Origin of the sequence: Permianibacter fluminis (genome assembly GCF_013179735.1) — a bacterium.
In the GTDB taxonomy this organism is placed as follows: domain Bacteria; phylum Pseudomonadota; class Gammaproteobacteria; order Enterobacterales; family Permianibacteraceae; genus Permianibacter; species Permianibacter fluminis.
This window is the reverse complement of sequence record NZ_JABMEG010000001.1, coordinates 3,131,557-3,156,016: the sequence shown is the minus strand read 5'-3', so window position 1 is coordinate 3,156,016 and position 24,460 is coordinate 3,131,557. Positions and strand designations below refer to the sequence as shown.

Genomic DNA, 24,460 nt, shown 5'->3' with positions numbered 1-24,460 from the left:
TTGACAGGCTGACGTTGCGCCAGCGCTTGCATGATTGCGGGTGAAATCTGGAAGCACATCGTCTTGCTGTCCGTTTGAACAGCAAGACGATGCCTGTTGCAGCTCAGGTGCCGCTGCGAATGTTTTCGTGGATGCCCTGACTGCGCAGGTAGTCTTCGTAATTGCCACCGAAATCAATAATGCCTTGCGGTGTCATCTCGATGATGCGAGTGGCCAGCGAGGAAACGAATTCGCGGTCGTGGCTGACAAAAATCAGCGTGCCGGGATAGTTCTCCAGTGCCAGGTTCAGCGCTTCAATCGATTCCATATCCAGGTGGTTGGTCGGCTCATCCATGACCATGACGTTTGGCCGGGTCAGGATCAGTTTGCCGAACAGCATCCGGCCTTGTTCACCACCGGAAAGTACCTTGACCGATTTGCCGATTTCATCGCCGGAAAACAGCATCCGGCCCAGCGTACCGCGAACCAGCATTTCACCGCCCTTGGTCCATTGCTGCATCCAGTCGAACAAGGTCCAGTCTTGCGGGAAGTCTGCTGCGTGATCCTGCGAGTAGTAACCAACTTCCGCGCTGTCGGTCCATTTGACCGTGCCGCTGGTCGGCGTCAGTTCACCCATCAGGCAGCGCAGCAGCGTGGTTTTGCCGATACCGTTCGGGCCGATGATGGCGACACGATCGCCAGCATCGATCTGCAGGCTGAAGTTCTTGATCAGCGGTTCGTTGCCCGGATACGCGTACGTCAGCTTGTCCAGCGTGATGGCCTGACGGTGCAGTTTCTTGTTTTGATCAAAACGGATGAACGGACTGACCCGGCTCGACGGTTTGACTTCTTCCAGTTCGATCTTCTTGATCTGGCGGGCGCGTGAGGTGGCCTGCGCCGATTTGGACGCGTTGGCCGAGAACCGGCTGACAAACTGCTGCAGTTCAGCAATCTGGGCTTTCTTTTTGGCGTTGTCGGCCAGCAAGCGATCACGCGCGGCGGTGGAGGCGACCATGTAGTCGTCGTAATTGCCGGGATAAACGCGCAGCTCGCCGTAATCCATGTCGGCCATGTGGGTGCAGACGCTGTTCAGGAAGTGACGATCGTGCGAGATGATGATCATCGTGCTGTTGCGTTGGTTCAGAATGTCTTCCAGCCAGCGAATGGTGTTGATGTCGAGGTGGTTGGTCGGTTCGTCCAGCAGCAGCACATCCGGATCGGCAAACAGGGCTTGCGCCAGCAGCACGCGCAGTTTCCAACCCGGCGCCACGGCGCTCATCGGGCCGGTGTGTTGTTCAACCGGAATACCAAGACCCAGCAGCAACTCACCGGCGCGCGCTTCGGCGGTGTAACCGTCCATCTCGGCGAACAGCACTTCGAGCTCGGCGACTTTCATGCCGTCGGCTTCGCTCATGTCGGTCAGCGCGTAAATGCGATCGCGCTCGGCGCGCACACGAGCCAGTTCGGTGTGGCCCATGATCACGGTGTCGAGCACGGTGAATTCTTCAAACGCAAATTGATCCTGGCGCAGCTTGCCAAGCCGAACGTTCGGTTCCAGCATCACTTGTCCGGCCGACGGTTCCAGATCGCCACCGAGGATTTTCATGAAGGTGGATTTGCCGCAGCCGTTGGCACCAATCAGGCCGTAGCGATTGCGGTTGTTGAAGCTGACATTGACGTTTTCGAACAGGGGCTTGGCCCCGAATTGCATGGTGATATTGGCAGTCGAGATCACAACGGATTCCACAGCAGCGGCAACACGGGCGACATGCCCGTACGGAAGCCACCAGCTGGTAACTTGATACCAGTTAGGTGACCCCAGCGAAATGGGGCGCGATTGTCGCACAGCAGCATTGTTCAGTCACTGACCAATTTTGCCGTTGGGGAGCGAGGGGCTAGAGGATGGGGCCTGGTTTGCGGATAGAACTGGCGCGGGCCGATCATGGCCGGCTCAGGAGCATTGTTGCGGCCGCCGGGCCAGCTGGAGCCTAGGGCGGGCGCGATAGAATCGACCATCGCCGTCAAACTGCTTGGAAGATCTCCAAGGTGTTGGCTCAGTGAGCTGCTGTGAGGGATTTGCTGAGGAACGCTACAGGGGCGGTCTGTTGGGGGATGTGTTAATGCAAGACCTGACCCCGATACCTGGGCTCAGGAGCAATGTTGCGGTCGTCAGGCCAGCTGGAGCCTAGGGCGGGCGCGATAGAATAGACCATCGCCGTCAAGCTGCTTGGAAGATCTCCAAGGTGTTGGCTCAGTGAGCTGCTGTAAGGAATTTGCTGAGTAACGCTAAAGGGGCTGCCTGTTGGGGGATGTGTTAATGCAAGACCTGACCCCGATACCTGTGCAGGCTGCGCTGAATAATTTAAATGGTCACTAAATAGATGAAGGCTAATGTTATGAAGGCGACGCTCAAACTATTCTTTTTTTTGTCGGCTATGCTTTTGTTTGGTTGTGATGAAAGCGATAAGGGCGCGCAGGAGCTGCAATCAAGAGGCGCGGTAGTCAATAAGCTATCTCTGAGCGGGGACTATCAGCGCGCCGCTGACGAGGCGGTAAAATTGGCGAAAGACTTTCCTGGGAGTGCGAAAGCTCAATTTCTTGCAGCTTTCTATCTAGGAAGAAAGGCTCAGATGACTGAGTCGCATCCTTTTTCTAATGAGACCGCAAATGAGGTCAGAAAGTATCTAAGTAAGGGGTTTGCAATTGGGCCAGATGATGTTGAAACAGAATGGGGCGCTGCACTAGTTTATGCCGGGATAAGTGCCCCAAGAGAAGCGATGAGTATTTTTTTGAAGTATAAGGATGATAACGAGTTTCTGACTCGGGAAGGGCGTATCGACACATTTTCAGACTTCGCATATTTGATAGCAGATTCTGGCGATCTGCCTGAGTCGCTTGAAGTGATGGATGCTGCTTTGGCCGCCAATCCAGGCCATGACTCACTTGCTCAAGAGAAGGTAAGGTTGTTAACTAAGTTTTCAACGATAGAAGAAGTCGAGTTGTTTGCGAAATCTTTCGAAAGCCAGTTCGGTTTTCGCGAAACCATACAGTACCAAGTTTGCTCGGCTTACAAATATCGGCAGTTAAAGGAAAAGGCAATTAAATGCTTCAATGCATTGCTTGCCGTGCCTGATTTGTCAGAGGAGGAGCGGGAAATGATTCTTTCTGATATGAAAAATTAGGGTCACGCTCGAATTAACAACGACCAGTGCAGGTAGGGCGGGACATCCGCAGGGTTTTCCGCCGAATGTTGCGTTTCCGAAACGTCCCGAGCATGCCGTGGGAAACCTGCGACGGAAGTGCTTCGCGGTGGCGCCCTGCCACAAGGCATTAATCCGCCGTACGCGAGGTGCGATAGTTTGAACGTAAAACCGCCGCAAATGCGGCGGTTTTACTTTGCCAGGAAACCGGCAGCGTTTGCTGCATTTAACGACCGGCTAAAACTGCAACCGTAGCTTGACCAGAAACTGGTCGGCATCGCGCAGTTCCAGCGCGTCACTGAAAAGCGGGCCTGGCGCATCGGGGCCATCTTCGCGTTCGCTGAAGCCACCACGGCTGTAGACGGCAAAGACATCGGACAATGAGCCGAGCTTGTAGCGGTAGCGCAGCTGCAGGCCAAAGGTATTGATATTCAGATCGGCAACGGCGTTACCGGTCGCCTGCATGTCTTCATTGACGAGTTGATAGGCCTGACCGTGGTCGGCTGCGATGGCGAGCCACTGGGCTTTCAGCCGCAGCTCGTGTTTGTCGCTCGGGAACCAGTTCAGACCAAACTCGGCCTCGTAGACTTCGCGCTGGTAACGGTTGAAGTCGATGCCTTGCTGCCAGATCAACCAGTCCGGGCTGTCACGGTATTTGAGTTCCGTGCTGGTGGTGAAGCTGTCGCCGAAGTAATGGGTGTAAGCGGCCCAGTACATGTCAAACGATTGGTGCAGGCCTTCTTCGTAACTGTAATAGCCGCCGCTCCAGGCGCTGTTGTCGCGGCGCGCCGATTCGAACCAGACTTCCTTGCTGAGTTTTTCCGGGGCATCCCAGTTGCCATTGCCACGGGAAATCAGATCGTCTTCGCCCGGTTGGGTGATCACCGATTCAAAAAACGCAATGTCACCGGCACGGCTGCGCGCCTGCATGGTGATGCGCGCCATGTCGCCGATATCATCACCTTGCTGATTGCGCCGTGGTTTGACTTTGCCTTGCCACTCGATTTCCTGAATCCAGGCATCGTCGGCAAAACCGGTTTGCACATAACGGGTCAGCCAGGAGACCTGACGCAGATTGCTGCGCTGAACGTAGCCCATGTCGTTGAGCATGAGCTCTTCGCCGTAATTGACCAGCTCAAACGTGTGCTGGGTCGACACCGACGGGTTGATGTCGACAGCAAGCCAGCCACCGTTGTCGCGCGTGCGGCTGTCGGCGACGTCGATCTGGCTTTGCAGGGCCTGCACATGCAGGTGAACGTTTTCGTTGAAAACACTGGTGACATCGACCGCCTGGACCTGGGCTTCGCGTTGCAGGAACGGCCGATCGGTTTGCAGCAGGGTATAACCGAACTGGGTTTCACCAACCCGGTACTTGGGCCGAAGCACCTGAAACCGCCGGCCAAGGTCATCACCAAAATCAGCTTCCTGGGCACCGAGGTAACTGATGGAGCCGGCGCCATTGGCGCCGCGCAGTTTGACTGCCGCATCAATATCGGCAATGCCTTTACCGTCGTCGCGGTTGCCACCGATGCGGCGGGTGTAGATCAGTTGGCCACTGTCCGGCAGTGACAGAATGAAGTCGTCATTGTTCTCGGTGAAGAAGGGCCGCTTGTCGGAAAAGAACACTTCGATGGCCGAAAAATCCACGACCAGATCATCGCTTTCGACTTGGCCAAAATCCGGATTAAGCGCGCCGATCAACTGAAACGACGGCGATGGTTTGTAAAACACATCAAGACCGGCGCGGGTTTCGGTATCGCCATTGACCATGTCACGGCGGACGCTGACATATGGGTAGACGTGCGACTGCGACGCCGAGTACGCGGGGATGTTGATTTTGGCAAAGGTGCTGATGAAGTCGCTCTGGTTGAAACGCAGCGCCGGGTAGGCATAACGCTCGCCGCGCGCTTTCAACACCCGGTCCAGATAGATGCCGACCGTGCGGGTATCGCCGTCGACCGGATCCATCGCGGCAATGGTCCAGGGAATCAGCATTTCCACCGACCAGCCGTTGTCCGTTTCATGTACGGCGTGCTGCCAATCGCCATCCCAGTCATTGCGGAAATTGTTGCGCGAGGCGATGCCGTCTTCGATTCCGTTGGCCAGACTGACCGTGAAGTTGTAGGCGGTCTGGCCCTTGTTGTCGAAATCGATAATCAGATTGACCCGGTCGGCGCTGTCGAGCTGGTCACGCTGCGTTTGTGGCTTGGTGCGGGTGACCTCGGCCGGATGATCAATCTGAAAGGCCAGTGCCAGTCCTTCCGGCAGTGACAACAGCAAAACCCGTTGCTGATACGGCGGTATGGCTTGGGTATACGGCTCGACGGTGACGAACTGATCGAGCACCTTGGCTTGTTGCCATTCGATTTCATCGGCCCGGCCATCAACATTGATGTTGGCATGGCCAACGCTGCAAAGCAGCAGGGATGCGACGGCGAACAGCGTTTTCATGGCGGTGGCGGACATTGGAGTGCTAGCTCTCGGGAATTGCCGCGCATGCTACCGAACCCGCGGCTGGCGCCGATACCGATAATTTGTCACAACACTTTTACCGTAAAGGAAACAACGCGAGGTTTATCGGTTCGCCTTGCCTCAAGCCAGCGCCGCGATCACCTGGATTTCGACCCGGTAGCCCGGCTTGGCCAGCTTGGCCTGTACGCAGGCGCGAGCGGGTGCGGTATCGGCCGGCACCCAGCTGTCCCAAATGGCATTGAAGGCATCGATCTCGCTGATATCGCTCAGATAGATGGTCGCCATCAACAACCGCGCCTTGCTGCTGCCGGCACTGACCAGTGATTGTTCGAGGCTGGCCAACATTTCCTGTGCCTGTCCGCTGATGTCGGCGCTCAACGTGGTGGGCACTTCGACAAGGTACAGCGTGTGGTTGTGGCTGACAGTATCGGACCAGCGGGCAGTGGTTCCGGTGCGGGTGATGTCCATGGTTTGTTTTTCCTGTTTTGAATTGTTCTGGTTTGCTGTCTGGTTCGATGTCTGTTTGAAGTCAGATTCGATCTTTAATTCCGGCGAGGCCGACAATGCAGATCAACTGTAAGGGCTCGCATGGTGCCGGCAGTTTGTCATGCCGGCGAAAGTCGGATCAGACTGCGCTGAGCGGAACCTCAAAATAAAACGTGCAGCCGCCATCAGCGCCATTGCGAAAGCCAATCTGCCCACCGTGGGCAGCGATCAATGCATTGCATATACTAAGACCCAGACCAAAGCCGCCGTGGGCGCGGCTGTCATTGCCGTCGCCCTGACTGAATGGTGTGAATAAGCGGGTCGCCAATTCAGCACTGATGCCCGGTCCGGTGTCGGTTACTTCGACATGCAAGGTGTCGTTGCCACGTTTGTCGTGCGTGATGTTGGCACGCAGCTGTACCGTGCTGTCCGGTTTGGAAAACTTGAGTGCATTCGACAGCAGGTTGTGCACCACCTGCTCAATCCGGTCGGCATCGATATTGACCGGGGCTGTAACCGTCGACTCAACACGCAACGTAATGTGGCATTCATCAGCGCGCGATTGATGCATGCTGGCGGCATGTTCAAGCAGCTGAGAAATGTCGCTTGGACTGCGCGTGAGCAGCACCTTGCCGGCGTTGATCCGCTCCATGTCCAACAAATCATTGGTCAACCGGACCAGCCGCTCGGTGTTGCGCAAGGCGATGGCCAGAAACTCGGCATTGCGCTCGGGATTGCTTTCCGCATTGTGCCGGGTCAGCGACAGCGCACCGTGCAATGCGGTGAGCGGTGTCCGCAATTCGTGACTGACCACCGACACCCATTGCCGATGTAACGCCGCCAGCCGCTGTTTTTCTGCGTCGGCCTCGCGCCGGTTGCGTTCGTACAGATAGGCCGTGCCGGACACCAGCAAGGTCGACGCTGAAAACGCCAGCAATCGGGCCCATTCATTGCCGAGTGCAGGAAAGCGGGCAAGCAGCCCCTGATGGTGTGCCAGCGCCAAACCGATCAGCATCACAATGACCAACAGGCAACTGCCGATGGCGCGAATGCGGCCGGCAAAAAAATTGCCAATCAGCGGCACCGCCGGTAACCAGATCATCACCCGGGAATACAGGCCGTTGTCATTGATCGCTACGCCGATAACCACCACCAGCAGCAGCAGCAACGACAGATCCGCCGTCAATCCTCGATCCAGATTGCAACGAAAGGCAATCAGCAGCGCGCTGTAGGCGAGCCAGGCCAGCAGGGTAACAAGCGTGGCAGCGGCCCAGCCCGCATCCAGCAGCCGATACAGAAACATCACGCCGGACAGCAGGCAGCCGAGCAGCAGAAAACCGGCTTGCACCTGCGTTTGACTGCGACTCTCCAACGTGTCTTGCGCTGTTGTCGGCAGCAGTGGCGAAAGAAGGGCAGGGAGGGGCAAGGACGACTCGCAGGCTTGGTTTATCCCGTGCTCTCAGTGTAGTTGCATTTGTCGAGGGCAGCGGTGCGAGATTTGCGGTTGTGATGATGGTCCGTGGCGACAAACGCCAGTCGTTATCATCACCGCAAAAAACAAGGGCGCCAGTGGCGCCCTTGTTTTACAACTCACTAATGCTTATTCCGGCTTTTCCAGATCGGCGATCACGGCCGCCAGGAAGCGGGCGCCTTCGCCGCCAGTGCAGGCACGGTGGTCAAACGACAGCGACAACGGCAGCATCTTGGCGTTCTCGATGCCTTTGTCAGTCAGTTTCAGCTCGTTGCGGAAGCGGCCGCAGCCCAGAATCGCCACTTGCGGAGGCGACACAATCGGCGTGCCGTAGCGACCGGCGATCGAACCGTAGTTCGACAGCGTGATCGTGGCGCCGCTGAGATCGGTCGGCTTGATGGCCTTGTCGGCGATTTTCTTGCGCAGGGTTTCAACATCGGCGCGCAGTTCTGCGTTCGATTTGGCCTGCGCCTCACTGACGACCGGCACATACAAACCATCCGGGGTATCAACGGCGATACCGACATTGACGTTCGGGTGCAGCAGCCGCTCCATGTTGGCGCCATCAAACCAGGCATTGAGCGCAGGCTCGACTTTGGCCGCAGCACACAGCGCGCGGATATAACGGGCGAGTGAATCTTCGCCTTTTTTCCACTTGCTGATATTGGCATCTTCCATCAGCGTGACCGGCACGACGGTCTGATGCGACAGCGTCATTGCCTGCGCCATTGCCCGGCGCACGCCACGCACGGCTTCCGGTTTTACCTGCACCGTAACGGTCGGCAAACGGGCGCCGACGGCCGGAGCCGCCACCGCCGTTGCCGCTGTTGTGCGTGCGGCGACCGGCGCAGAGGCACCGGTTGAAGCCGACTTCACATCGTCACGGGTAATCGTGCCTTTCGGGCCGCTGCTGTTGCAGCGGCTCAAATCGACACCAAGCTCATTCGCCAATTTGCGCACAGCAGGTGAGGCGCGGAATGCGAGCGGGTTGTTGGTCGATGTCGCGACCGGTGCCGCCGCCAGCGCCATCGATTTCGCCAAGCCACCAGCTGCCGCGGACTTGACATCAGCCTGACTGATTTTGCCGCCAGCGCCAGTACCTTTGACCTGATTCAGATCGACGCCGAGTTTTTTCGCCAGCGCTTTGACCACCGCATCGCTGGTTTCGGCAACGATGGTGTTGCCGACTTGCACCGCGCCGACAACCGTGCCGGCATCCGCAGGTGCTTCGTCTTTTTTGCTGGGCGCCGGCACAGCAGCAGCTGAACCACCGACAGCCGAACCGCCGAACGTAACTAGCGGCGCATGGGTGATAATCACATCACCGGCTTTGCCGTGCAGTTTGGCAATGACGCCATTGAACGGCGACGGCACTTCGACTACCGCTTTCGCCGTTTCCATTTCGGCGATCGGTTGATCGACTTTGACGGTGTCGCCTTCTTTTACCAGCCATTTGACGATGGTGGCGTCCGGCAGGCCTTCACCGAGATCCGGCAGCAGAAATACTTCACCGCCGCCGCTTGCCGGTGCCGCCGGAATGCCGGCAGCCACTTGCGAATGCATCGAGGCCGATGCGCTCGGTACTGATTGGCTCGGTGCCGGAGCTGCGGCAGGTGCGGCAGCCAGCTTTTCACCGGCATTGCCAAAGGTAACGAGCGGAGCGTGGGTGATGATCACATCACCGGCTTTGCCGTGCAGTTTCAGAATCACACCGTTGACCGGCGACGGCACTTCCACCACGGCTTTGGCGGTTTCCATTTCCGCGATCGGTTGATCGACTTTGACGGTGTCGCCTTCTTTGATGAGCCATTTGACAATGGTCGCATCCGGCAGGCCTTCACCCAGATCGGGCAACTCGAAAACAAAGCTCATCACTTGTACTCCAGCAAGCGGCGGGCTTCTTCCAGAATGCGATCCACGCTCGGCATGAACTGCTTTTCCAGTTTGTAGTACGGCATGGTGGTGTCGTAACCGGTGACGCGGCCGATCGGGGCGAGCAAGTTAAAGAGGCCATTTTCGGCCACTTGCGCGGCAATTTCCGAAGCCCAGGAACCCGAGCGCGGTGCTTCACAGACGATGCACAGGCGACCGGTCTTGGCGACCGATTCCAGAATGGTGTCGATATCGAGTGGCGAAATGGTGGCCACGTCGATCACCTCGGCACTGATGCCTTCAAGCTTCAGTTTGTCGGCGGCGATCAGCGTTTCATGCATCATCGCGCCCCAGCTGACCAGGGTGATGTCAGTACCTTCACGGTCCACAAAGCAGGTGCCGAGCGGATATTCTTCGCCGTTGTCTTCGATCTCGTGCTTGACGATACGGTAGACGCGCTTCGGTTCAAAGAACAGCACCGGATCCGGATCACGAATCGCGGCCAGCAGCAAACCATAAGCACGCGACGGGTTCGACGGGATCACCACTTTCAGGCCCGGAATATGCGCGCATTGCGCTTCCGGCGAATCGCTGTGGTGTTCCGGCGCGTGAATGCCACCGCCCCACGGTGCCCGAATGACCATCGGCAACGTGATGCGACCGCGAGTGCGCAGGCGCATCCGGGCCATGTGGTTATAAATCATGTCGTAAGCCGGCATCATGAAGGCTTCGAATTGCATTTCAGCAACCGGCTTCATGCCTTGCGCGGCCATGCCAATCGCCAAGCCGGCGATCATCGATTCGGCCAGTGGCGTGTCGATGACGCGGTCCTTGCCGAACTTCTGGGCCAGACCGTTGGTGGCGCGGAACACGCCGCCGTTGACGCCAACGTCTTCACCGAGCACAACCACATCGTTGTCGCGCTTCAGCTCGTGGGCGAGCGCAAGATTTACCGCTTCAATCAGAGTAATGGCAGCCATGCTGGCGACTCCTTAATGATGACCGCCAACATGCTTGGCGCCACGAGCAATGGCTTCCGCACGTTGTTGCTGGATGTGTTTCGGCAGTTCGGCGAACAGCGTGTCGAACATGTCTTCAGGCTTCGGTGCCGGGAACGTTTTGTAGGCGTGCACAGCGGCTTCGATTTCCGCCGCCAGTTCTTTTTGCAGCGCTTCTTCGTCGGCATCGCTCCAGGCTTTTAGCGATTCGAGGTAAGCACGCAGGCGCTTGACTGGCTCGCTGTCCCAGCCTTTTTCCAGCTCGTCTTTTGAACGGTAACGGGAGGCGTCATCAGCGGTGGTGTGGTCGCAAAGGCGATATGACACCGCTTCGATCAGCGTCGCGCCTTTGCCAGCACGGGCTTTTTCAAGCGCTTTCTTGGACACGTCGTAAACGGCCAGAATGTCGTTGCCGTCAACCTGAATGCTTTCGATGCCAGCCGCGATACCTTTCTGCGCGTAGGTTTCGCAGTTGGTCTGAATTTCCGACGGTACCGAAATGGCCCACTGGTTGTTGTTGATGAAGAACACCACACCCAGATTCCAGATACCGGCAACGTTGATGGCTTCGTAGAAGTCGCCTTCTGAGGTGCCGCCTTCGCCAATTTCAGTCACCACAGCGCGCTGTTGCTTGCGGTATTTGAGCGCTGTTGCAACACCGGTAGCGTGCAGGCATTGGGTGGCAATTGGCACCGCAATCGGGAAGTCTTCGCGCGCGACCTTGAAGTCGGAACCGCGCTCGTCACCGCCCCAGTACAGGAAAATTTCCAGCATCGAGACGCCGTGCATCAGCAGACCGCCGGTTGAGCGGTAGTAGGGCACCAGCACGTCTTCTTTTTTCAGTGCCGTGCCGTAACCGATGCCGATGGCTTCCTGGCCCAATGACGCCGGGTAGGTGCCCATGTTGCCGGTACGCTGCAGCGCGTAGGCTTTGGCGTCGAAGGTGCGCAGACGGACCATGTTGCGATACATCGAGCGCAACAAATCTTTGTCTTTGGCGAAATCAGGCAGGTTTTTGGTAAGCGGTTTGCCAGTCGGGTCCAGGTACTGGACGCGTTCAATGGCGAACTTCGCGACGGGGGTCGTCGACAAGGCAAATCCTCCGGGGTGGTGAAGGACAAAAAAGCGCGTGAGATCCTAGCTGGGTCTGCCGACGACAGCCAGTTTCCCTTTACGCAAACGGAAGGGCGCGCATTGTACCCGAGTCGGTGTGACAGCCCAACACCGTTGCGTGGCTGGTTGCCGGCAGACCGGACCGACCAGCTGCCAGGGGCGGGATATGTTGCGATGCAGCAATATTTGGCCCCTTCTTAATTCACTCCTTACCTTAGCGGTCTCCCCTCGGCTTGACCTGGTGTTGCGGTCGCGTGATGGCCCGCGAATGCAGGGACAGCGGTTACAATCCCCGGCCTGATTCCGCCCCATTTACAAAAAGCCCGGTCCGTGACCGGGCTGGAGCCGCCAATGGCCAAAGGCAACCAACAGCCCAAACAGCCGAAATTCCGCAAGGATTACCGTGCCAGCGATTACCTGATCGATCAGGTCACCATGACCGTCGATCTGTACGAAAGCCACGCCGAGATCTACAGCCAGCTCCATATAAGGACCAACCCGGCAGTGCCGGCGCCGGCGTCCAGCCTGTGCCTGGACGGTGAGGAGCTGGCCCTGAAGTCCATCGCCATCGATGGTCAGCCGCTGCCGGCTTCGCGCTATGAGCAGGACGAGGACTCGCTGACCTTGCACGATCTGCCGGCGCAGTTCCTGCTGGAAACGGTGGTGCACATCGCGCCGCAGAACAACACCCGGCTGGAAGGGCTGTACAAATCCGGCGGCAAGTTTTGCACCCAGTGCGAGGCCGAGGGCTTTCGCCGCATCACGTTTTTCCTGGACCGGCCCGATGTGCTGGCGACCTATGACGTGACCGTGCGCGCCGAGCAGGCGAAATATCCGCATCTGCTCAGCAATGGCAATCCGGCCGGGCAGGGCGAGCTGGACGGCGGTCGGCATTTTGCCCGCTGGCTGGATCCGTTTCCGAAGCCTTGTTATCTGTTCGCGCTGGTCGCCGGTGATTTTGATTTGCTCGCCGATCAGTTCATCACTACGTCCGGTCGCAAGGTTGATCTGAAAATCTATGTCGACAAAGGCAAACTCGATCAGTGCGCGCACGCCATGGCGTCGGTCAAGAATTCGATGCGCTGGGACGAACAGAAATACGGACGCGAATACGATCTGGATATCTACCAGATTGTCGCGGTATCCGATTTCAATATGGGCGCGATGGAAAACAAGGGCCTGAACATTTTCAACACCAAGTATGTGCTGGCCAATCGCGAGACCGCGACCGATACCGATTATGAAGGCGTCGAGAGTGTCATTGGTCACGAATACTTCCACAACTGGACCGGCAACCGGGTCACCTGTCGCGACTGGTTTCAGTTGTCATTGAAAGAAGGGTTGACCGTTTTTCGCGATCAGCAATTCTCGGCTGACATGGGTTCGCCAACGGTCAAGCGGATGGACGATGTCCGGGTCATGCGCACGGCGCAGTTCTCCGAAGACGGCGGCCCGATGGCGCATCCGATTCGGCCCGACAGCTACGTCGAGATGAACAACTTCTACACCGTCACCGTCTACAACAAGGGTGCGGAAGTGATTCGCATGTTGCACACCCTGCTCGGTGAGCAGGGCTTCCGCAAGGGTATGGATTTGTATTTCCAGCGCCATGACGGCCAGGCTGTGACCTGTGATGATTTTGTTCAGGCCCATGCCGATGCCAATGCGGTGGATTTGACTCAGTTCCAGCGTTGGTATAGTCAGGCCGGCACGCCGACCGTCGCGGTCAGTGATGATTTTGATGCCGAAAAAAACGAATACCATCTGACCCTGAAACAGCATTGCGCGCCGACACCGGGACAGCCGCAGAAAGAACCGTTCCTGATTCCGTTCCGGATTGGCTTGCTGGATGAGCAAGGTAATGAACTGGCGCTGGATTGGCAGCAGGGGACACAGCGCAGCCAGAGCGCGGTATTGCCATTTGCTGCCGCCGAACAAACCTTTGTTTTCCGTGGAGTAAGCAGTCGGCCGCTACCGTCATTGCTGCGCGACTTCTCGGCGCCAGTCAAGCTGGAATTCGGCTATCGCGACGAACAGCTGGCGTTTCTGCTGCAACATGACAGCAATTTGTTCAATCGCTGGGACGCCAGCCAGACGCTGGCGAGCCGCGTGCTGTTGCAGTTGGCCGCCGATTTTCGCGCCAGCAAGGCGCTGACGCTGCCAACCATTCTGGCCGAAGCACTTCGTGCCGTGTTGCGCGATGACGCCGTCGACAATGCCGTGCGCGCGCGCATCTTGCAGTTGCCGGATATCGCCTATCTGCAGGAGCAGGTCGAGATTGTCGATATCGACGCGCTGGTTGCGGCACAACGTTTCCTGCGCCGGCAGCTGGCGCAAAGCCTTTATGCCGATCTTTTGGCTTGCCAACAGCGCCATCGCGGTGCCGGTGGTACCGACGGCGCGGCGATTGGCAAACGGGCGCTGGCCAATGCCTGTCTGGCGCTGTTGATCGACAGCGATCGCAGCGAAGCCTACGCGCTGGCCGAACAACAGGCACGTGATGCCGACAACATGACCGACCGCTTTGCTGCGGTCAAAGCGCTGGCGCACAGCGCTGCTCCGCAGCGACTGATGGTTTTGAACGCGTTCGCTGAGCGGTTCAAGGACCAAGCCTTGGTCATGGACAAATGGTTTGCCGTGCAGGCCAGTGCGCCCATTGCCAGTGTGCTGGATGATATTCGCCGGCTGGAAACGCATCCGGCGTTCGATGCCCGCAACCCCAACAAGATTCGCGCCTTGTGGTTGGCGTTCTCGCATGGCAATCCGAGCGAGTTCCACCGCGCCGATGGCTCGGGTTATCAGTTCATTGCCGAGCGGGTGGCCCGGTTGAATGACAGTAACCCGCAGGTGGCGGCGCGGCTGGTCAGTTGTTTCAATCGCTGGAAGAAATTTGATGATCAGCGTCAACGCCTGATGCTGGCGCAATTGAAGGCACTGCTTGGCAAGTCGGGATTGTCGGCCGATGTGTTCGAGATTGTCAGCAAGTCGGTGGCGGCTTAGCGGGAATTTTGTGTTTTATTTTTTGAATAATTTGAGCTGAACCAAGAGAGACCTCTGAAATGGCCTTGATTAACTGCCCGTCCTGCGGCAAAAAAATGTCCAATAAATCACCGTCGTGTCCACATTGTGGCTTCAGTGCCAACGCCGCGCCGGAAGAACAGGACCGGATGTTGGCGCGTCGCGCCGCTGATCGTTATCGCCGGCAGCAGATGCTGCAAATGCTGGCGGTGATCGTGTTGATGGTGGGTGGTGTCATGTGGTGGTTTGGCAGCAATGGTTACGGCAGCAAAGCCGGCATGTTGCTGGCAACCGGTCAGGCGCTGCTGATCGGTGCCGTGCTGCTCTATGTGTTTGCCCGCGGTGCCATGTTATGGGACAAATTTTTCCGGAAAAGCTGATGGGGTCTGCCCAATAAAAGATGGGGCCTACCCAATAAAAAAGGCCGCTGTTGCGGCCTTTTTTATTGGAATCGAAAGTGAATGCGTTAGCCTGAAGAACAGGCCTCAGGCCGAGGCAAACCGCCGGTTGGGCCCCATCCGGGTTGCGCCGCCATTTTGGGTGTACAACACCGCATCCGGTTGGTGACCGCGGATCAGGCTCAGCGAACGCTCCACGCTGCGCCGGCTGGCGCTGATGATGCGGCCATTGATTTCATTCTGGTTGTGGCAGCGAAACAGCAGCTCGCGCAGTTGATCAACCGCCTGCTGCAGCGGATTGGCGATCGCGGCCGGAAAGGTGTTGATCAAGGCATCGACGGCGCCTTCGACCTGATGGTTCGGCACCAGTTTCTGCCGGGCCAGCAGTTGTTGATCGAGCGCAGCGAGCAAGCGGGATTTTTCCTGCGCCAGTGCCTGTATCGAGGCGCTGTCCATTCGCTGCAAGGCCGATTGTTCCTGCGCCATCACCTCATAGAGACGTTGGGCGACGGCGGTTTCCTGACGGAGCGCGGTCTGTAATTGTTCGGCAAGTGTCGGCATGCCGGCGCTCATTAGCGTTGATCCTTGCTGGTTTCGCCGCGATTGCTTTCGCTACGACCGTTCACTTCGCCAAAGCCTTCCTCAAAGCGAATCATTTTGCCGGCCAGTCGTTCCGCCGAAACGGTGTAACGGCCCTCGTCGATGGCGGCTTTGATGCGGGCGACCTTGGCCTGATCGACTTCCGGCTGGGTGGCGACCTGATTCAGCGCCGCGCCAATGGCTTTGGCCTCGGCCGACACTTCCACTTCCGGTGTGCTGCGAACGGTGGCCGGCGCCGCAGCAGGCGCGGCGGCGGTCCCGGCTTTTTCAGCGCGGCGACCCTCGACGGCGGGCTGGCCCGCAGTACCCGGTTTGGCAAGACCCAGTTGTTTGATATCCATGTGTTTCAGCCTGTCGGTAGCTCAGCCTGTTGAGGCCGTTCAATACTCACTGCCCATTTATCGGCAGCGGCGGACCAAACTTTAGCGGCAACGCGGGTTTGGCTGAAGCCGTTGCCCGAATCGGACCGAACCGGGCCGGTTGCTCGATTAACTCTCTACAGCCAGTTACGAGCAAGTTACGGGCCAGCACGACCATGACCGGCAAGGCCCCGCGCTACAGGCTGACCCGAACCTGGCCGGCCGTGACGACTTCGGCCCGGATGGTTCGGCGACTGCCGAGGTTGCGTACCGGGATACGGTCGCCGCTATTGCCCCAGCCTTCGGCCACACCCTTTACCACCACCTTGAAGCCGCTGTCCGCGGCGGAAATGTCGACGCTGTCGCCCTTGCAGACCTGGCAGGTCTGCTGGTCGCTCAGGGTCTGGCCGGCGGCGATGGCCTGCCGGGTCACCGAGCCGACCAGGGCCGCCGGGTCGCGATACGGATTGCCACGCAGCTGGTCGCGGCTGACCCGCTGGAGCTGGAGGTCGGCCGCCAGCAGTCGCTCGCCGGGGCGCAGCGGCCGGCTGGCCACCACTACGGTGACCCATTCCTGAATCCGCACCGGCAAGAACACCTGCCAGCCGGGCGTGCCGACGCAGCGGACGCCGACCACCGTGCTGCCGGATTGGCGGGCATTGGCAGGCCAGAAACCTTCCAATGGCTGGGCGCAGGCGGCCAGTTGCAGCCGGGCATCAGGCTCGGCCAGTGTGATTTCCCGTTCGTCTTCGGCCGTTGCCGGTGGCAGCTTGCCGGCAAGAAATTGCCGGGCAGTTTGCTGCAGGCTGGTGACATCGGCCGGAAAGGTTTTTAGCACCGGCGCAACATCGGCCTGCGCCGTGCAGATGACAAGAAATGCCAGCAGACTGAATGCATTACGCAATTTCATTGGCTTGACCTATGCTTTGGCAGGTTCACGCTTCGGTTGGTTGGTTTAGCCACTGGGCGGTGCCGGGAAGGTTTCCCTTGTTGCAGAGCTCACCGGTATTGCGTTGCTGCTCTGCAGATTTCATGCCCTGAGCGGGCAGATGAGGATATTGGTCATGGCTGGCATATTGGACACCGTTAACCAGCGCACCCAGATGGTCGGACAAAACCGTCTGGAATTGCTGCTGTTTCGATTGGGCGGCAAACAGCGTTACGGCATCAACGTGTTCAAGGTGCGGGAAGTGTTGCAATGCCCGTCGCTGACCCAGTTGCCGCATCGGCATCCGGTGGTGCGCGGTGTTGCCCATATTCGCGGCAATACCATTTCCGTCATCGACATGAGCATGGCTATCGGTGGGCCGCCGCTGGCCAATCTGGAAGGCAGTTTCATCATCATTGCCGAATACAACCGGGCGGTGCAGGGCTTTCTGGTCAGTTCGGTTGAACGCATCATCAATACCAATTGGTCGGATATGCATCCGCCGCCGAAAGGTTCCGGCAGCAATACCTATTTGACCGCGGTAACCGAGATCGACAAGCAGCTCGTTGAAATTATCGACGTCGAAAAAATCCTGTCGGAAATTTCGCCGCAATCGACCCAGGTCAGTCAGGCGGTGCTGGACAAGGCCTCCGACAAGTCGATGACCGAGCGGGCGGTGTTGATTGCCGACGATTCGGTGGTGGCGCGCAACCAGATCAAGAAAACGGTCGAGCAGCTGGGCTATCGCTGCGTGATGGCAAAAGACGGCGCCGAAGCTCTGCAGATTCTGAAAGACACGGCGGCGAAAGGTCTCAGCATTGCCAACGAGTTTGTCATGATGATCTCCGACATTGAAATGCCGGAGATGGACGGTTACACGCTGACCGCCGAAGTGCGCGGCGATCCGGCATTGAAAGACTTGTACATCCTGTTGCACACGTCATTGTCTGGCGTGTTCAACCGGGCCATGGTGGCCAAAGTTGGCGCGGATGATTTTATTCCGAAATTCAATCCGGATGAGCTGGCCAGCGCGGTGCAGCGCCGGGTCGAATCAGCCAATAAATCTTAACGGGGCGGAGACTCCGCAGTGGCGGTAACCAGCGGGATTAGCAGCGATCGCGAACAACAGGGCTATTTGCGCTTCTGTGAGCTATTGCAACAACGCAGTGGCATTGTCCTCGGCGACAGCAAGCAGTATCTAGTGACCAGTCGGCTCAGTCAGCTGATGCGCGAGCATCAGTTGACGACCTTGTCGGAGCTGGTTGACCGCCTGCAGCGCTCGCAGCCGATGGGGCTGTTGCAGCAAGTCATCGATGCGATGACCACCAACGAGACCATGTGGTTTCGCGATGCCTATCCGTTTGATGTCCTGCGCAAGGACATCTTCCCGAATCATCCCGGTCCCGGCCAGTTGTCGATCTGGTGTGCGGCCTGTTCCAGTGGTCAGGAACCCTATTCCATTGCGATGACGGCCGAAGAGTATCGCGCCGAGCCGAAGTCGCGGTTGTTTCCTGGTGTGCGTATCGTTGCAACCGACATTTCTGCCCAGATGCTGCAGGCCGCCAAGGAAGGCGCTTACGACAGTCTGGCGGTGGCGCGCGGATTGTCGCCGGAACGCAAGAAGAAGTTCTTTGATGAGTTGCCCGGTGGCCGCTGGCAAGTCAAGGCAGCGCTGAAAACTGCCATCAGTTTCCAATCAATGAACCTGCTCAGCATGCCGTACTCGGTCGGCCCGTTCGACGTGATTTTCTGCCGCAATGTCTTGATCTACTTTTCCCCGCAGGTAAAGCAGCAGGTATTGGCCGCCTTGACTGCCCGGTTGAAAAAGGGCGGCATTTTGTTCCTCGGCGGCTCCGAGTCGCTCGGCGAGTTGTCCGAGCGGTTTGAAATGATCCGCTGCAGCCCCGGCATCATGTATCGCCTGAAGTAAACGTCTCCGCTTCATTACTCCCTTCATCGCCCCATTTATAACAGTGGTCCGGCGTGCAGCTGCCGGGCGCTGCTGATCTGTGCCCGCATTAGATCTGACCTGCACTTCCGGAACCGGGGCGGCAAGTCTTTGCCGCTGTGGCAAGTGCCAGCTTGCATCGTGTGTTCCGGATGATTCCGGCTTTGAATCTACCGGTCACCATAAAACGCTACCAGCGCGCGCAAGCGGTCCCCAGCGGCAGTCTGATCGGGCTCAAACCATCAAGGCTCGGCGTCAAAAATGCCGTCTGATTCTCTGGCATGGAAGTTGCGACTGCATGCCTGAGTGAAACGGCGGCAGGTGAGGCGAGCGCCATGAGCATCAACTTCAATCAGGCCTTTGGCATACACGAGCAAGCGCTGGATGTGCAATCCAAACGCTCAGCCACGCTCGCCAACAATATCGCCAATGCCGACACGCCCGGCTACAAGGCGCGTGACATCGACTTCCGCCAGGCGCTGCAGAACGCCATGCACGGGGCGACGTCGCCGGGCTTGACGCGCACCGATGAACGGCATTTCAGCGGCAACAGCCGTTACCTGAGCACCGAACAGCAATACCGGGTGCCGATGCAACCGGATACCGGCGATGGCAACACCGTCGATGCCAACGTCGAGCAGGCGGCGTTCGCCCAAAACGCCATCCAGTATCAAACCAGTTTGACCTTCCTGAACGGCAAGATTCGGACGCTGTTAACCGCGATTCGAGGTGAATGATGGATCTGAACAATGTGATGGATATTGCCGGCAGCGCGATGTCGGCGCAGTCGGTTCGGCTCAATACCACGGCTTCCAATCTGGCCAACGCTGACAGCATTTCCAGCAGCATCAACCAGACCTACAAAGCGCGGCATCCGGTGTTTTCCGCCATTCAGCAGGCCTTGAATGCCGACGGCGTCGCCGGTGTTCAGGTCAAGGGCATTGTCGAGAGCAGTGCGCCGGTGCGGCCGCTGTATCAACCCGATCATCCGCTGGCCAATGCCGACGGCTACATCTTTCAACCAAACGTGAATCTGGTGGAAGAGATGGCCGACATGATCTCGGCGTCGCGGGCTTATCAGACCAATGTTCAGGTCGCCAACACCGCCAAGCAGATGCTGGCCCGTACTTTGCAACTCGGTCAGTAAGCAGCAGCGGCAAATGAAAGCCGCTTGGTCGAAGTTTGAAGTGAAGTGTCATTCATTTCAGGAGCGTCAGCCATGACGGTCAGCAGCGCAACAGATATTTATTCCGGCCTTGGCCTGACACGTACCCAGTCAACCGAGAACGACAAAAAGCAGTTGGGCCAGGAAGATTTTCTGGCGCTGTTGACCACGCAGCTGCAATACCAGGATCCGTTCAAACCGCTGGAAAACACCGAATTCATTGCGCAAATGGCGCAGTTTTCCAGCCTCGACAGCCAGCAGCAGCTGCTGACCAGTGTCAATGATCTGGCCAGCTCGCTGACTTCCAATCAGGCGCTGCAAGCCTCGTCGATGGTGGGTCGGACAGTGCTGGTGCCGAATGACACGGCATATCTGTTCAGCGACGGCGGCATGAGTGGCACCACCAATCTGAGTGCCAATGCCTATCGCGTGCAGATGCAGGTGACGGATGAAAACGGTCAGCTGGTCTACAGCGAAGAGATGGGGCCGAAGGCGGCCGGCAAGATTGATCTGTGGTGGAACGGTCAGGATGCCAGCGGCAATCGTTTGCCGGCCGGCAAATACAAAGTGTCGGTGTTTGCCAGTGTCGGCAACCGCACAGAGCAACTGGCCGTCCAGACCCGGGCCTTGGTTACCAGCGTCAACATGAGCAGCAGCACCGGCGGCATTGTGCTGAATCTGGCCGGGCTGGGTTCGGTGCCGCTGTCGGATGTGAAAGAAATCGGTGGTTGAGCCGACGCGCTCAGCACACGTTTACGGTCTAGAGGAGAGCAGTCCATGTCATTCAATACCGCACTCAGTGGTCTCAATGCCGCGCAATCGGATCTGGCCGTTACCTCGAACAACATTGCCAACGTCAACACGACCGGCTTCAAAGAGTCGCGCGCCGAGTTTGCTGACATCTATGCGCTGTCGCCGTTCGGCAGCGTCCGCACTTCAATCGGCGCCGGCGTGCTGCTGACGGCGGTGGCGCAGCAGTTCAATCAGGGCAATCTGAACTTCACCCAGAACACCCTGGATCTGGCGGTCAGTGGCGAAGGCTTTTTTGTCCTGGCACCCAATGTTGGCAGCGTAGAGCGTGTCTATACCCGGGCCGGCGCTTTCGGTGTCGATGACGTGGGTAACGTCGTCAATGCCACCGGCCAGGTGCTGCAGGCGTTTCCGGTTAACCCGAATGGCACGGTCACCTCTACGTCGCTTTCCAGTACGGTGCCGATCCAGTTGCCGCAAACGGCAGGGACACCGGCCAATACAACGGAAATTGAAATCGGTGCGAACCTGTCGGCATCGGCGAGCAACCTGAACGTCGCGCTGTTTGACCCGACCCAGCCGACAACGTACAGCTCGTCGACATCGATTTCGTTCTTCGACTCGCTGGGTCAGACCCATATTGGAACCTTCTATTTCGTCAAGGATGCGGCGGTGCCAAATTCCTGGGCGACTTATTACTACGTCGACGGCAATCCGGTTGATATCACCGGCGGTACTGCCGGTGCCGGTGGCCAGTTGTTTGGCCGACTGACCTTCGACAATACCGGGGTGTTGCAAAGCTCGGTGCCGGCGACGATACCGCCCGGCGAGTTCACCACCGCCGCACTTGGCTTTACCAACGGCGCCGATCCGGCGCAGACATTGACGCTGGATTTCGGCAACAACAATCCTACCCAATTTGCCTCTGGCTTTATTGTCAGCACGCTGAGCCAGAACGGCTTTGGTGTTGGACGTTTGACCGGCATCGATATCGCTGACGACGGTGTGGTCCGCGCGAATTTCTCCAACGGTCAGGCCATCGCGCTCGGCAAGATTGCCTTGGCGCGATTCCCGAATTCGCAGGGCTTGCAGCAACTCGGCAACACCAACTGGGCCGAGACGCTGGATTCCGGCGCAGCACTGGCCGGTGAAGCCGGTACCGCGAGTTTTGGTTTTGTCCGCTCTGGCGCGCTGGAAAACTCGAACGTTGATTTGACCCGTGAGCTGGTTGACTTGATCACGGCGCAGCGCAACTTCCAGGCCAATGCCCGTTCGATCGAAACCAACAACGCCATTACCCAAACCATCATCCAAATCCGGTAACCGCTGATGGATCGCTTGCTCTATATCGCAATGACCGGCGCCAAGGAAACGACCTTGGCGCAAGCCAAGTCCGCCAATAACCTGGCACACGCTAGCGTGACCGGTTTCAAAGCTGATCTGGCGCAAGCGCGGGCCATGCCGATTTTTGGTAACGGTATGCCGAGCCGGGCGTTTGTCATGACCGAGCGTCCGGGCACGGATTTCAATCACGGCAGTTTGATCACCACCGGCAATGATTTTGATATCGCCATCAAGGGCAACGGTTTTCTCGCCGTGCAGGATGCCAAAGGTGGCGAAGCCTATACCCGTGCTGGCGAACTGCGCATCAATGCCGCCGGTTTGCTGGAAACCTCCGGTGGCCGACTGGTGCTCGGGAACGGCGGTCCGGTGCAGATTCCGGCCAATGAAAAGCTGGACATCGGCAGTGACGGCACGCTGAGTATCCGTCCGCAAGGCGCACCTGCCAGTGCGGTCGTGGTGCTGGATCGGTTACGTCTGGTCAACCCGGATCTGGCCAGCATGCGCAAGGGCGAAGACGGTTTGTTTCGGCAGGAAAGCGGGGCACCGGCAGCGCCGGATGCCAATGTGCAGATCGTTCAGGGCGTGCTGGAGTCGAGCAACGTCAATGCCGTTGAAGAAATGGTCGACATGATCACGCTCGCACGCCAGTTTGAAGTGAACGTCAAGATGATGCGCATCAGTGAAGACAATGATTCGTCATTGGAACGGCTGGTGCAGATGTAAGGTGTTGTACAGGTATTTTTGCGTGCCGGGTCTGTTGATCCCGACGTGAATGGTCAGCCACGCCCAATCGCCAAACTGGCTTGCGGCTTCGGTAATATGAGGAAACTGCTATGCATCCCGCCCTTTGGATCAGCAAGACCGGCCTTGATGCCCAGCAAACGGATCTGAGCGTCATCTCGCACAACCTGGCCAACGCCAGCACGGTGGGTTTCAAGAAAAATCGCGCGGTGTTCGAAGACCTGCTGTATCAGAACATTCGTCAGCCCGGTGCCGCGACGACCCAGAATTCGACGCTGCCGACCGGCTTGATGCTGGGCACCGGTGTCAAAACCGTGGCCAACCCCAAACAGTTCACTCAGGGCACAACACAGGTCACTGAAAATGCCCTGGACATGTCCATTCAAGGGCGTGGATTTTTCCAAATTCAAATGCCAGACGGCAGCACGGCCTATACCCGTGCCGGCAATTTCCAGCTCAACCAGAACGGTGAAATCGTTACCACCGGCGAAGGCTATTTGCTGAACCCGGCCATTGCGGTCCCGACTGATGCGCAAAGTTTTACGGTCGGTCTGGACGGCACCGTGTCAGTGACGCTGCAAGGGCAGGCGGCACCAACGGTCATCGGCAATATCACACTGGCCGATTTCATCAATCCGGCCGGCTTGCAGCCGATGGGCGATAACCTGTTTGTCGAAACGCTGGCCAGTGGCGCGCCGGTGGTGGGCACACCGGGTCTGACCGGTATCGGCACGATCCGCGGTGGCTCGCTGGAAAGCTCCAACGTCAACACGGTGGAAGAGCTGGTCAACATGATCGAAACCCAGCGCGCCTATGAGATGAATGCCAAAGTCATCTCGACGGTGGACCAGATGTTGCAATACGTCAGTCAGACGCTCTGATCCGTCAATTTGATGAATGAAGGTACGCTGACATGAACGCCCGCCTGTTTTCGCCGCTGCTGACGTTGCTGTCGCTGGTGTCGTTGTTAGCCGGTTGCGCAGCATTGCCTGGACCGCAGCCGGATGACCCGGAATTTGCGCCGATTCTGCCGGCCATGCCGGAGCCGTCGGCGGCGCAGCCCGGCGCCTTGTACAACCCGGGTACCGCCAATTTCCTGTTTGAAGATCGCCGCGCCAGTCGGGTCGGGGATTTGCTGACCATCCGACTGGTTGAAAATACCCAGGCCCAGAAAAAAGCGGACACCAAGATCAAGAAAAACGATTCCACCGAGATCGATCCGCCGCTGATTTTCGGCCGCACCAATCCGCAAATCGATGGCGGAAAATTTGGTCTGGAAACTGACCTCGGTGCCAGCCGCGATTTCAAGGCCGAAAGTGACAGCAAGCAAAGCAATGCCCTGACCGGCACCGTTACTGTCATGGTCAGTCAGGTGTTGCCGAATGGCAATCTGGTCATTCGTGGCGACAAGTGGGTCAACATCAATCAGGGTCAGGAATTTGTCCGCATTACCGGCATTGTCCGGCCACAGGATGTTGCGCCGGACAACAGTGTGCAATCGACCCGGGTGGCCAATGCCCGCATTGCCTACAGTGGCACAGGGCAAATGGCCGAAGCGAACAGTCGTGGCTGGTTGGCACGGTTCTTCAGTACCGAATGGTGGCCGTTCTGAGGAGCA

General features: G+C 58.0%; 22 protein-coding genes. 12 read left to right on the top strand and 10 right to left on the bottom strand.

From position 1 onward, the window contains the following. Positions 1–103: 103 nt before the first annotated feature. Positions 104–1,714 carry an ABC-F family ATPase gene (locus tag HPT27_RS13725; protein WP_172244453.1) on the bottom strand — a complete coding sequence of 537 codons (1,611 nt, stop codon included), beginning with the start codon at positions 1,712–1,714 and terminating at the stop codon, positions 104–106. Positions 1,715–2,375: 661 nt separating this feature from the next. Here HPT27_RS13725 and HPT27_RS13720 point away from each other — a divergent pair. Beyond that, positions 2,376–3,161, top strand: a complete 786-nt coding sequence (locus tag HPT27_RS13720; protein WP_172244452.1) for a P-loop NTPase family protein — start codon at positions 2,376–2,378, stop codon at positions 3,159–3,161. A gap of 255 nt (positions 3,162–3,416) precedes the next feature. Here HPT27_RS13720 and HPT27_RS13715 read toward each other — a convergent pair whose 3' ends face one another. The 6 genes from HPT27_RS13715 to pdhA form a co-directional block, all read right to left on the bottom strand. Beyond that, entirely contained in the window at positions 3,417–5,645 is a 2,229-nt protein-coding gene (locus HPT27_RS13715; RefSeq protein WP_172244451.1) for a DUF5916 domain-containing protein, read from the bottom strand. Between the two features lie 126 nt (positions 5,646–5,771). Next, a complete protein-coding gene (locus HPT27_RS13710; protein ID WP_172244449.1) occupies positions 5,772–6,119 on the bottom strand; it encodes a RidA family protein in 348 nt (115 codons plus the stop codon). Between the two features lie 157 nt (positions 6,120–6,276). After that, positions 6,277–7,509 (bottom strand): sensor histidine kinase, encoded by a 1,233-nt coding sequence (locus HPT27_RS13705; protein WP_172244447.1) that lies wholly within the window; start codon positions 7,507–7,509, stop codon positions 6,277–6,279. A 228-nt stretch (positions 7,510–7,737) separates the two neighbouring features. After that, on the bottom strand, positions 7,738–9,480 hold the full coding sequence (locus HPT27_RS13700; RefSeq protein WP_172244445.1) for a 2-oxo acid dehydrogenase subunit E2: 1,743 nt from the start codon (positions 9,478–9,480) through the stop codon (positions 7,738–7,740). Further along, entirely contained in the window at positions 9,480–10,460 is a 981-nt protein-coding gene (locus tag HPT27_RS13695; RefSeq protein ID WP_172244443.1) for an alpha-ketoacid dehydrogenase subunit beta, read from the bottom strand. The genes HPT27_RS13700 and HPT27_RS13695 overlap by 1 nt, the downstream gene beginning before the upstream one ends. 12 nt (positions 10,461–10,472) lie before the next feature. Then, on the bottom strand, positions 10,473–11,570 hold the full coding sequence (gene pdhA / locus HPT27_RS13690) for a pyruvate dehydrogenase (acetyl-transferring) E1 component subunit alpha (RefSeq protein ID WP_172244441.1): 1,098 nt from the start codon (positions 11,568–11,570) through the stop codon (positions 10,473–10,475). Positions 11,571–11,942: 372 nt separating this feature from the next. Between pdhA and pepN the strand changes: the two genes are divergently transcribed. Next, positions 11,943–14,591 carry an aminopeptidase N gene (gene pepN, locus HPT27_RS13685; protein WP_172244439.1) on the top strand — a complete coding sequence of 883 codons (2,649 nt, stop codon included), beginning with the start codon at positions 11,943–11,945 and terminating at the stop codon, positions 14,589–14,591. Positions 14,592–14,686: 95 nt separating this feature from the next. After that, positions 14,687–14,989: a hypothetical protein gene (locus tag HPT27_RS13680; RefSeq protein WP_172244437.1), complete on the top strand. Its 303-nt coding sequence runs from the start codon at positions 14,687–14,689 to the stop codon at positions 14,987–14,989. Positions 14,990–15,094: 105 nt separating this feature from the next. Here HPT27_RS13680 and HPT27_RS13675 read toward each other — a convergent pair whose 3' ends face one another. The 3 genes from HPT27_RS13675 to flgA all read right to left on the bottom strand — a co-directional run bounded on the left by HPT27_RS13675 (position 15,095) and on the right by flgA (position 16,876). Beyond that, positions 15,095–15,568: a flagella synthesis protein FlgN gene (locus tag HPT27_RS13675; protein WP_172244435.1), complete on the bottom strand. Its 474-nt coding sequence runs from the start codon at positions 15,566–15,568 to the stop codon at positions 15,095–15,097. Between the two features lie 11 nt (positions 15,569–15,579). After that, complete coding sequence (flgM, locus tag HPT27_RS13670; RefSeq protein WP_172244433.1) at positions 15,580–15,948, bottom strand: flagellar biosynthesis anti-sigma factor FlgM; 369 nt, start codon at positions 15,946–15,948, stop codon at positions 15,580–15,582. A gap of 214 nt (positions 15,949–16,162) precedes the next feature. Continuing rightward, entirely contained in the window at positions 16,163–16,876 is a 714-nt protein-coding gene (gene flgA, locus HPT27_RS13665; RefSeq protein WP_172244431.1) for a flagellar basal body P-ring formation chaperone FlgA, read from the bottom strand. Positions 16,877–17,030: 154 nt separating this feature from the next. On the opposite strand from flgA, the gene HPT27_RS13660 reads away from it, so the two are divergent. From HPT27_RS13660 to flgH, 9 genes are all read left to right on the top strand, one after another. Continuing rightward, entirely contained in the window at positions 17,031–17,963 is a 933-nt protein-coding gene (locus HPT27_RS13660; protein ID WP_172244429.1) for a chemotaxis protein CheV, read from the top strand. A gap of 66 nt (positions 17,964–18,029) precedes the next feature. Beyond that, positions 18,030–18,824, top strand: coding sequence for a CheR family methyltransferase (locus HPT27_RS13655; RefSeq protein WP_172245381.1), 795 nt, complete (start codon positions 18,030–18,032; stop codon positions 18,822–18,824). A 353-nt stretch (positions 18,825–19,177) separates the two neighbouring features. Next, positions 19,178–19,579, top strand: a complete 402-nt coding sequence (gene flgB / locus HPT27_RS13650; protein ID WP_172244427.1) for a flagellar basal body rod protein FlgB — start codon at positions 19,178–19,180, stop codon at positions 19,577–19,579. After that, positions 19,579–19,989 (top strand): flagellar basal body rod protein FlgC, encoded by a 411-nt coding sequence (flgC, locus tag HPT27_RS13645; RefSeq protein ID WP_172245379.1) that lies wholly within the window; start codon positions 19,579–19,581, stop codon positions 19,987–19,989. Before flgB ends, flgC begins: the two co-directional genes overlap by 1 nt. Before the next feature lie 72 nt (positions 19,990–20,061). Next, entirely contained in the window at positions 20,062–20,739 is a 678-nt protein-coding gene (locus tag HPT27_RS13640) for a flagellar hook assembly protein FlgD (RefSeq protein ID WP_172244425.1), read from the top strand. Positions 20,740–20,784: 45 nt separating this feature from the next. Further along, positions 20,785–22,080, top strand: a complete 1,296-nt coding sequence (gene flgE, locus HPT27_RS13635; protein WP_172244423.1) for a flagellar hook protein FlgE — start codon at positions 20,785–20,787, stop codon at positions 22,078–22,080. Positions 22,081–22,086: 6 nt separating this feature from the next. Then, a complete protein-coding gene (gene flgF, locus HPT27_RS13630) occupies positions 22,087–22,824 on the top strand; it encodes a flagellar basal-body rod protein FlgF (RefSeq protein WP_172244421.1) in 738 nt (245 codons plus the stop codon). 110 nt (positions 22,825–22,934) lie between these two features. After that, a complete protein-coding gene (gene flgG, locus HPT27_RS13625) occupies positions 22,935–23,723 on the top strand; it encodes a flagellar basal-body rod protein FlgG (protein ID WP_172244419.1) in 789 nt (262 codons plus the stop codon). Positions 23,724–23,755: 32 nt separating this feature from the next. Continuing rightward, positions 23,756–24,454 (top strand): flagellar basal body L-ring protein FlgH, encoded by a 699-nt coding sequence (flgH, locus tag HPT27_RS13620; protein WP_172244417.1) that lies wholly within the window; start codon positions 23,756–23,758, stop codon positions 24,452–24,454. Positions 24,455–24,460: the final 6 nt, after the last annotated feature.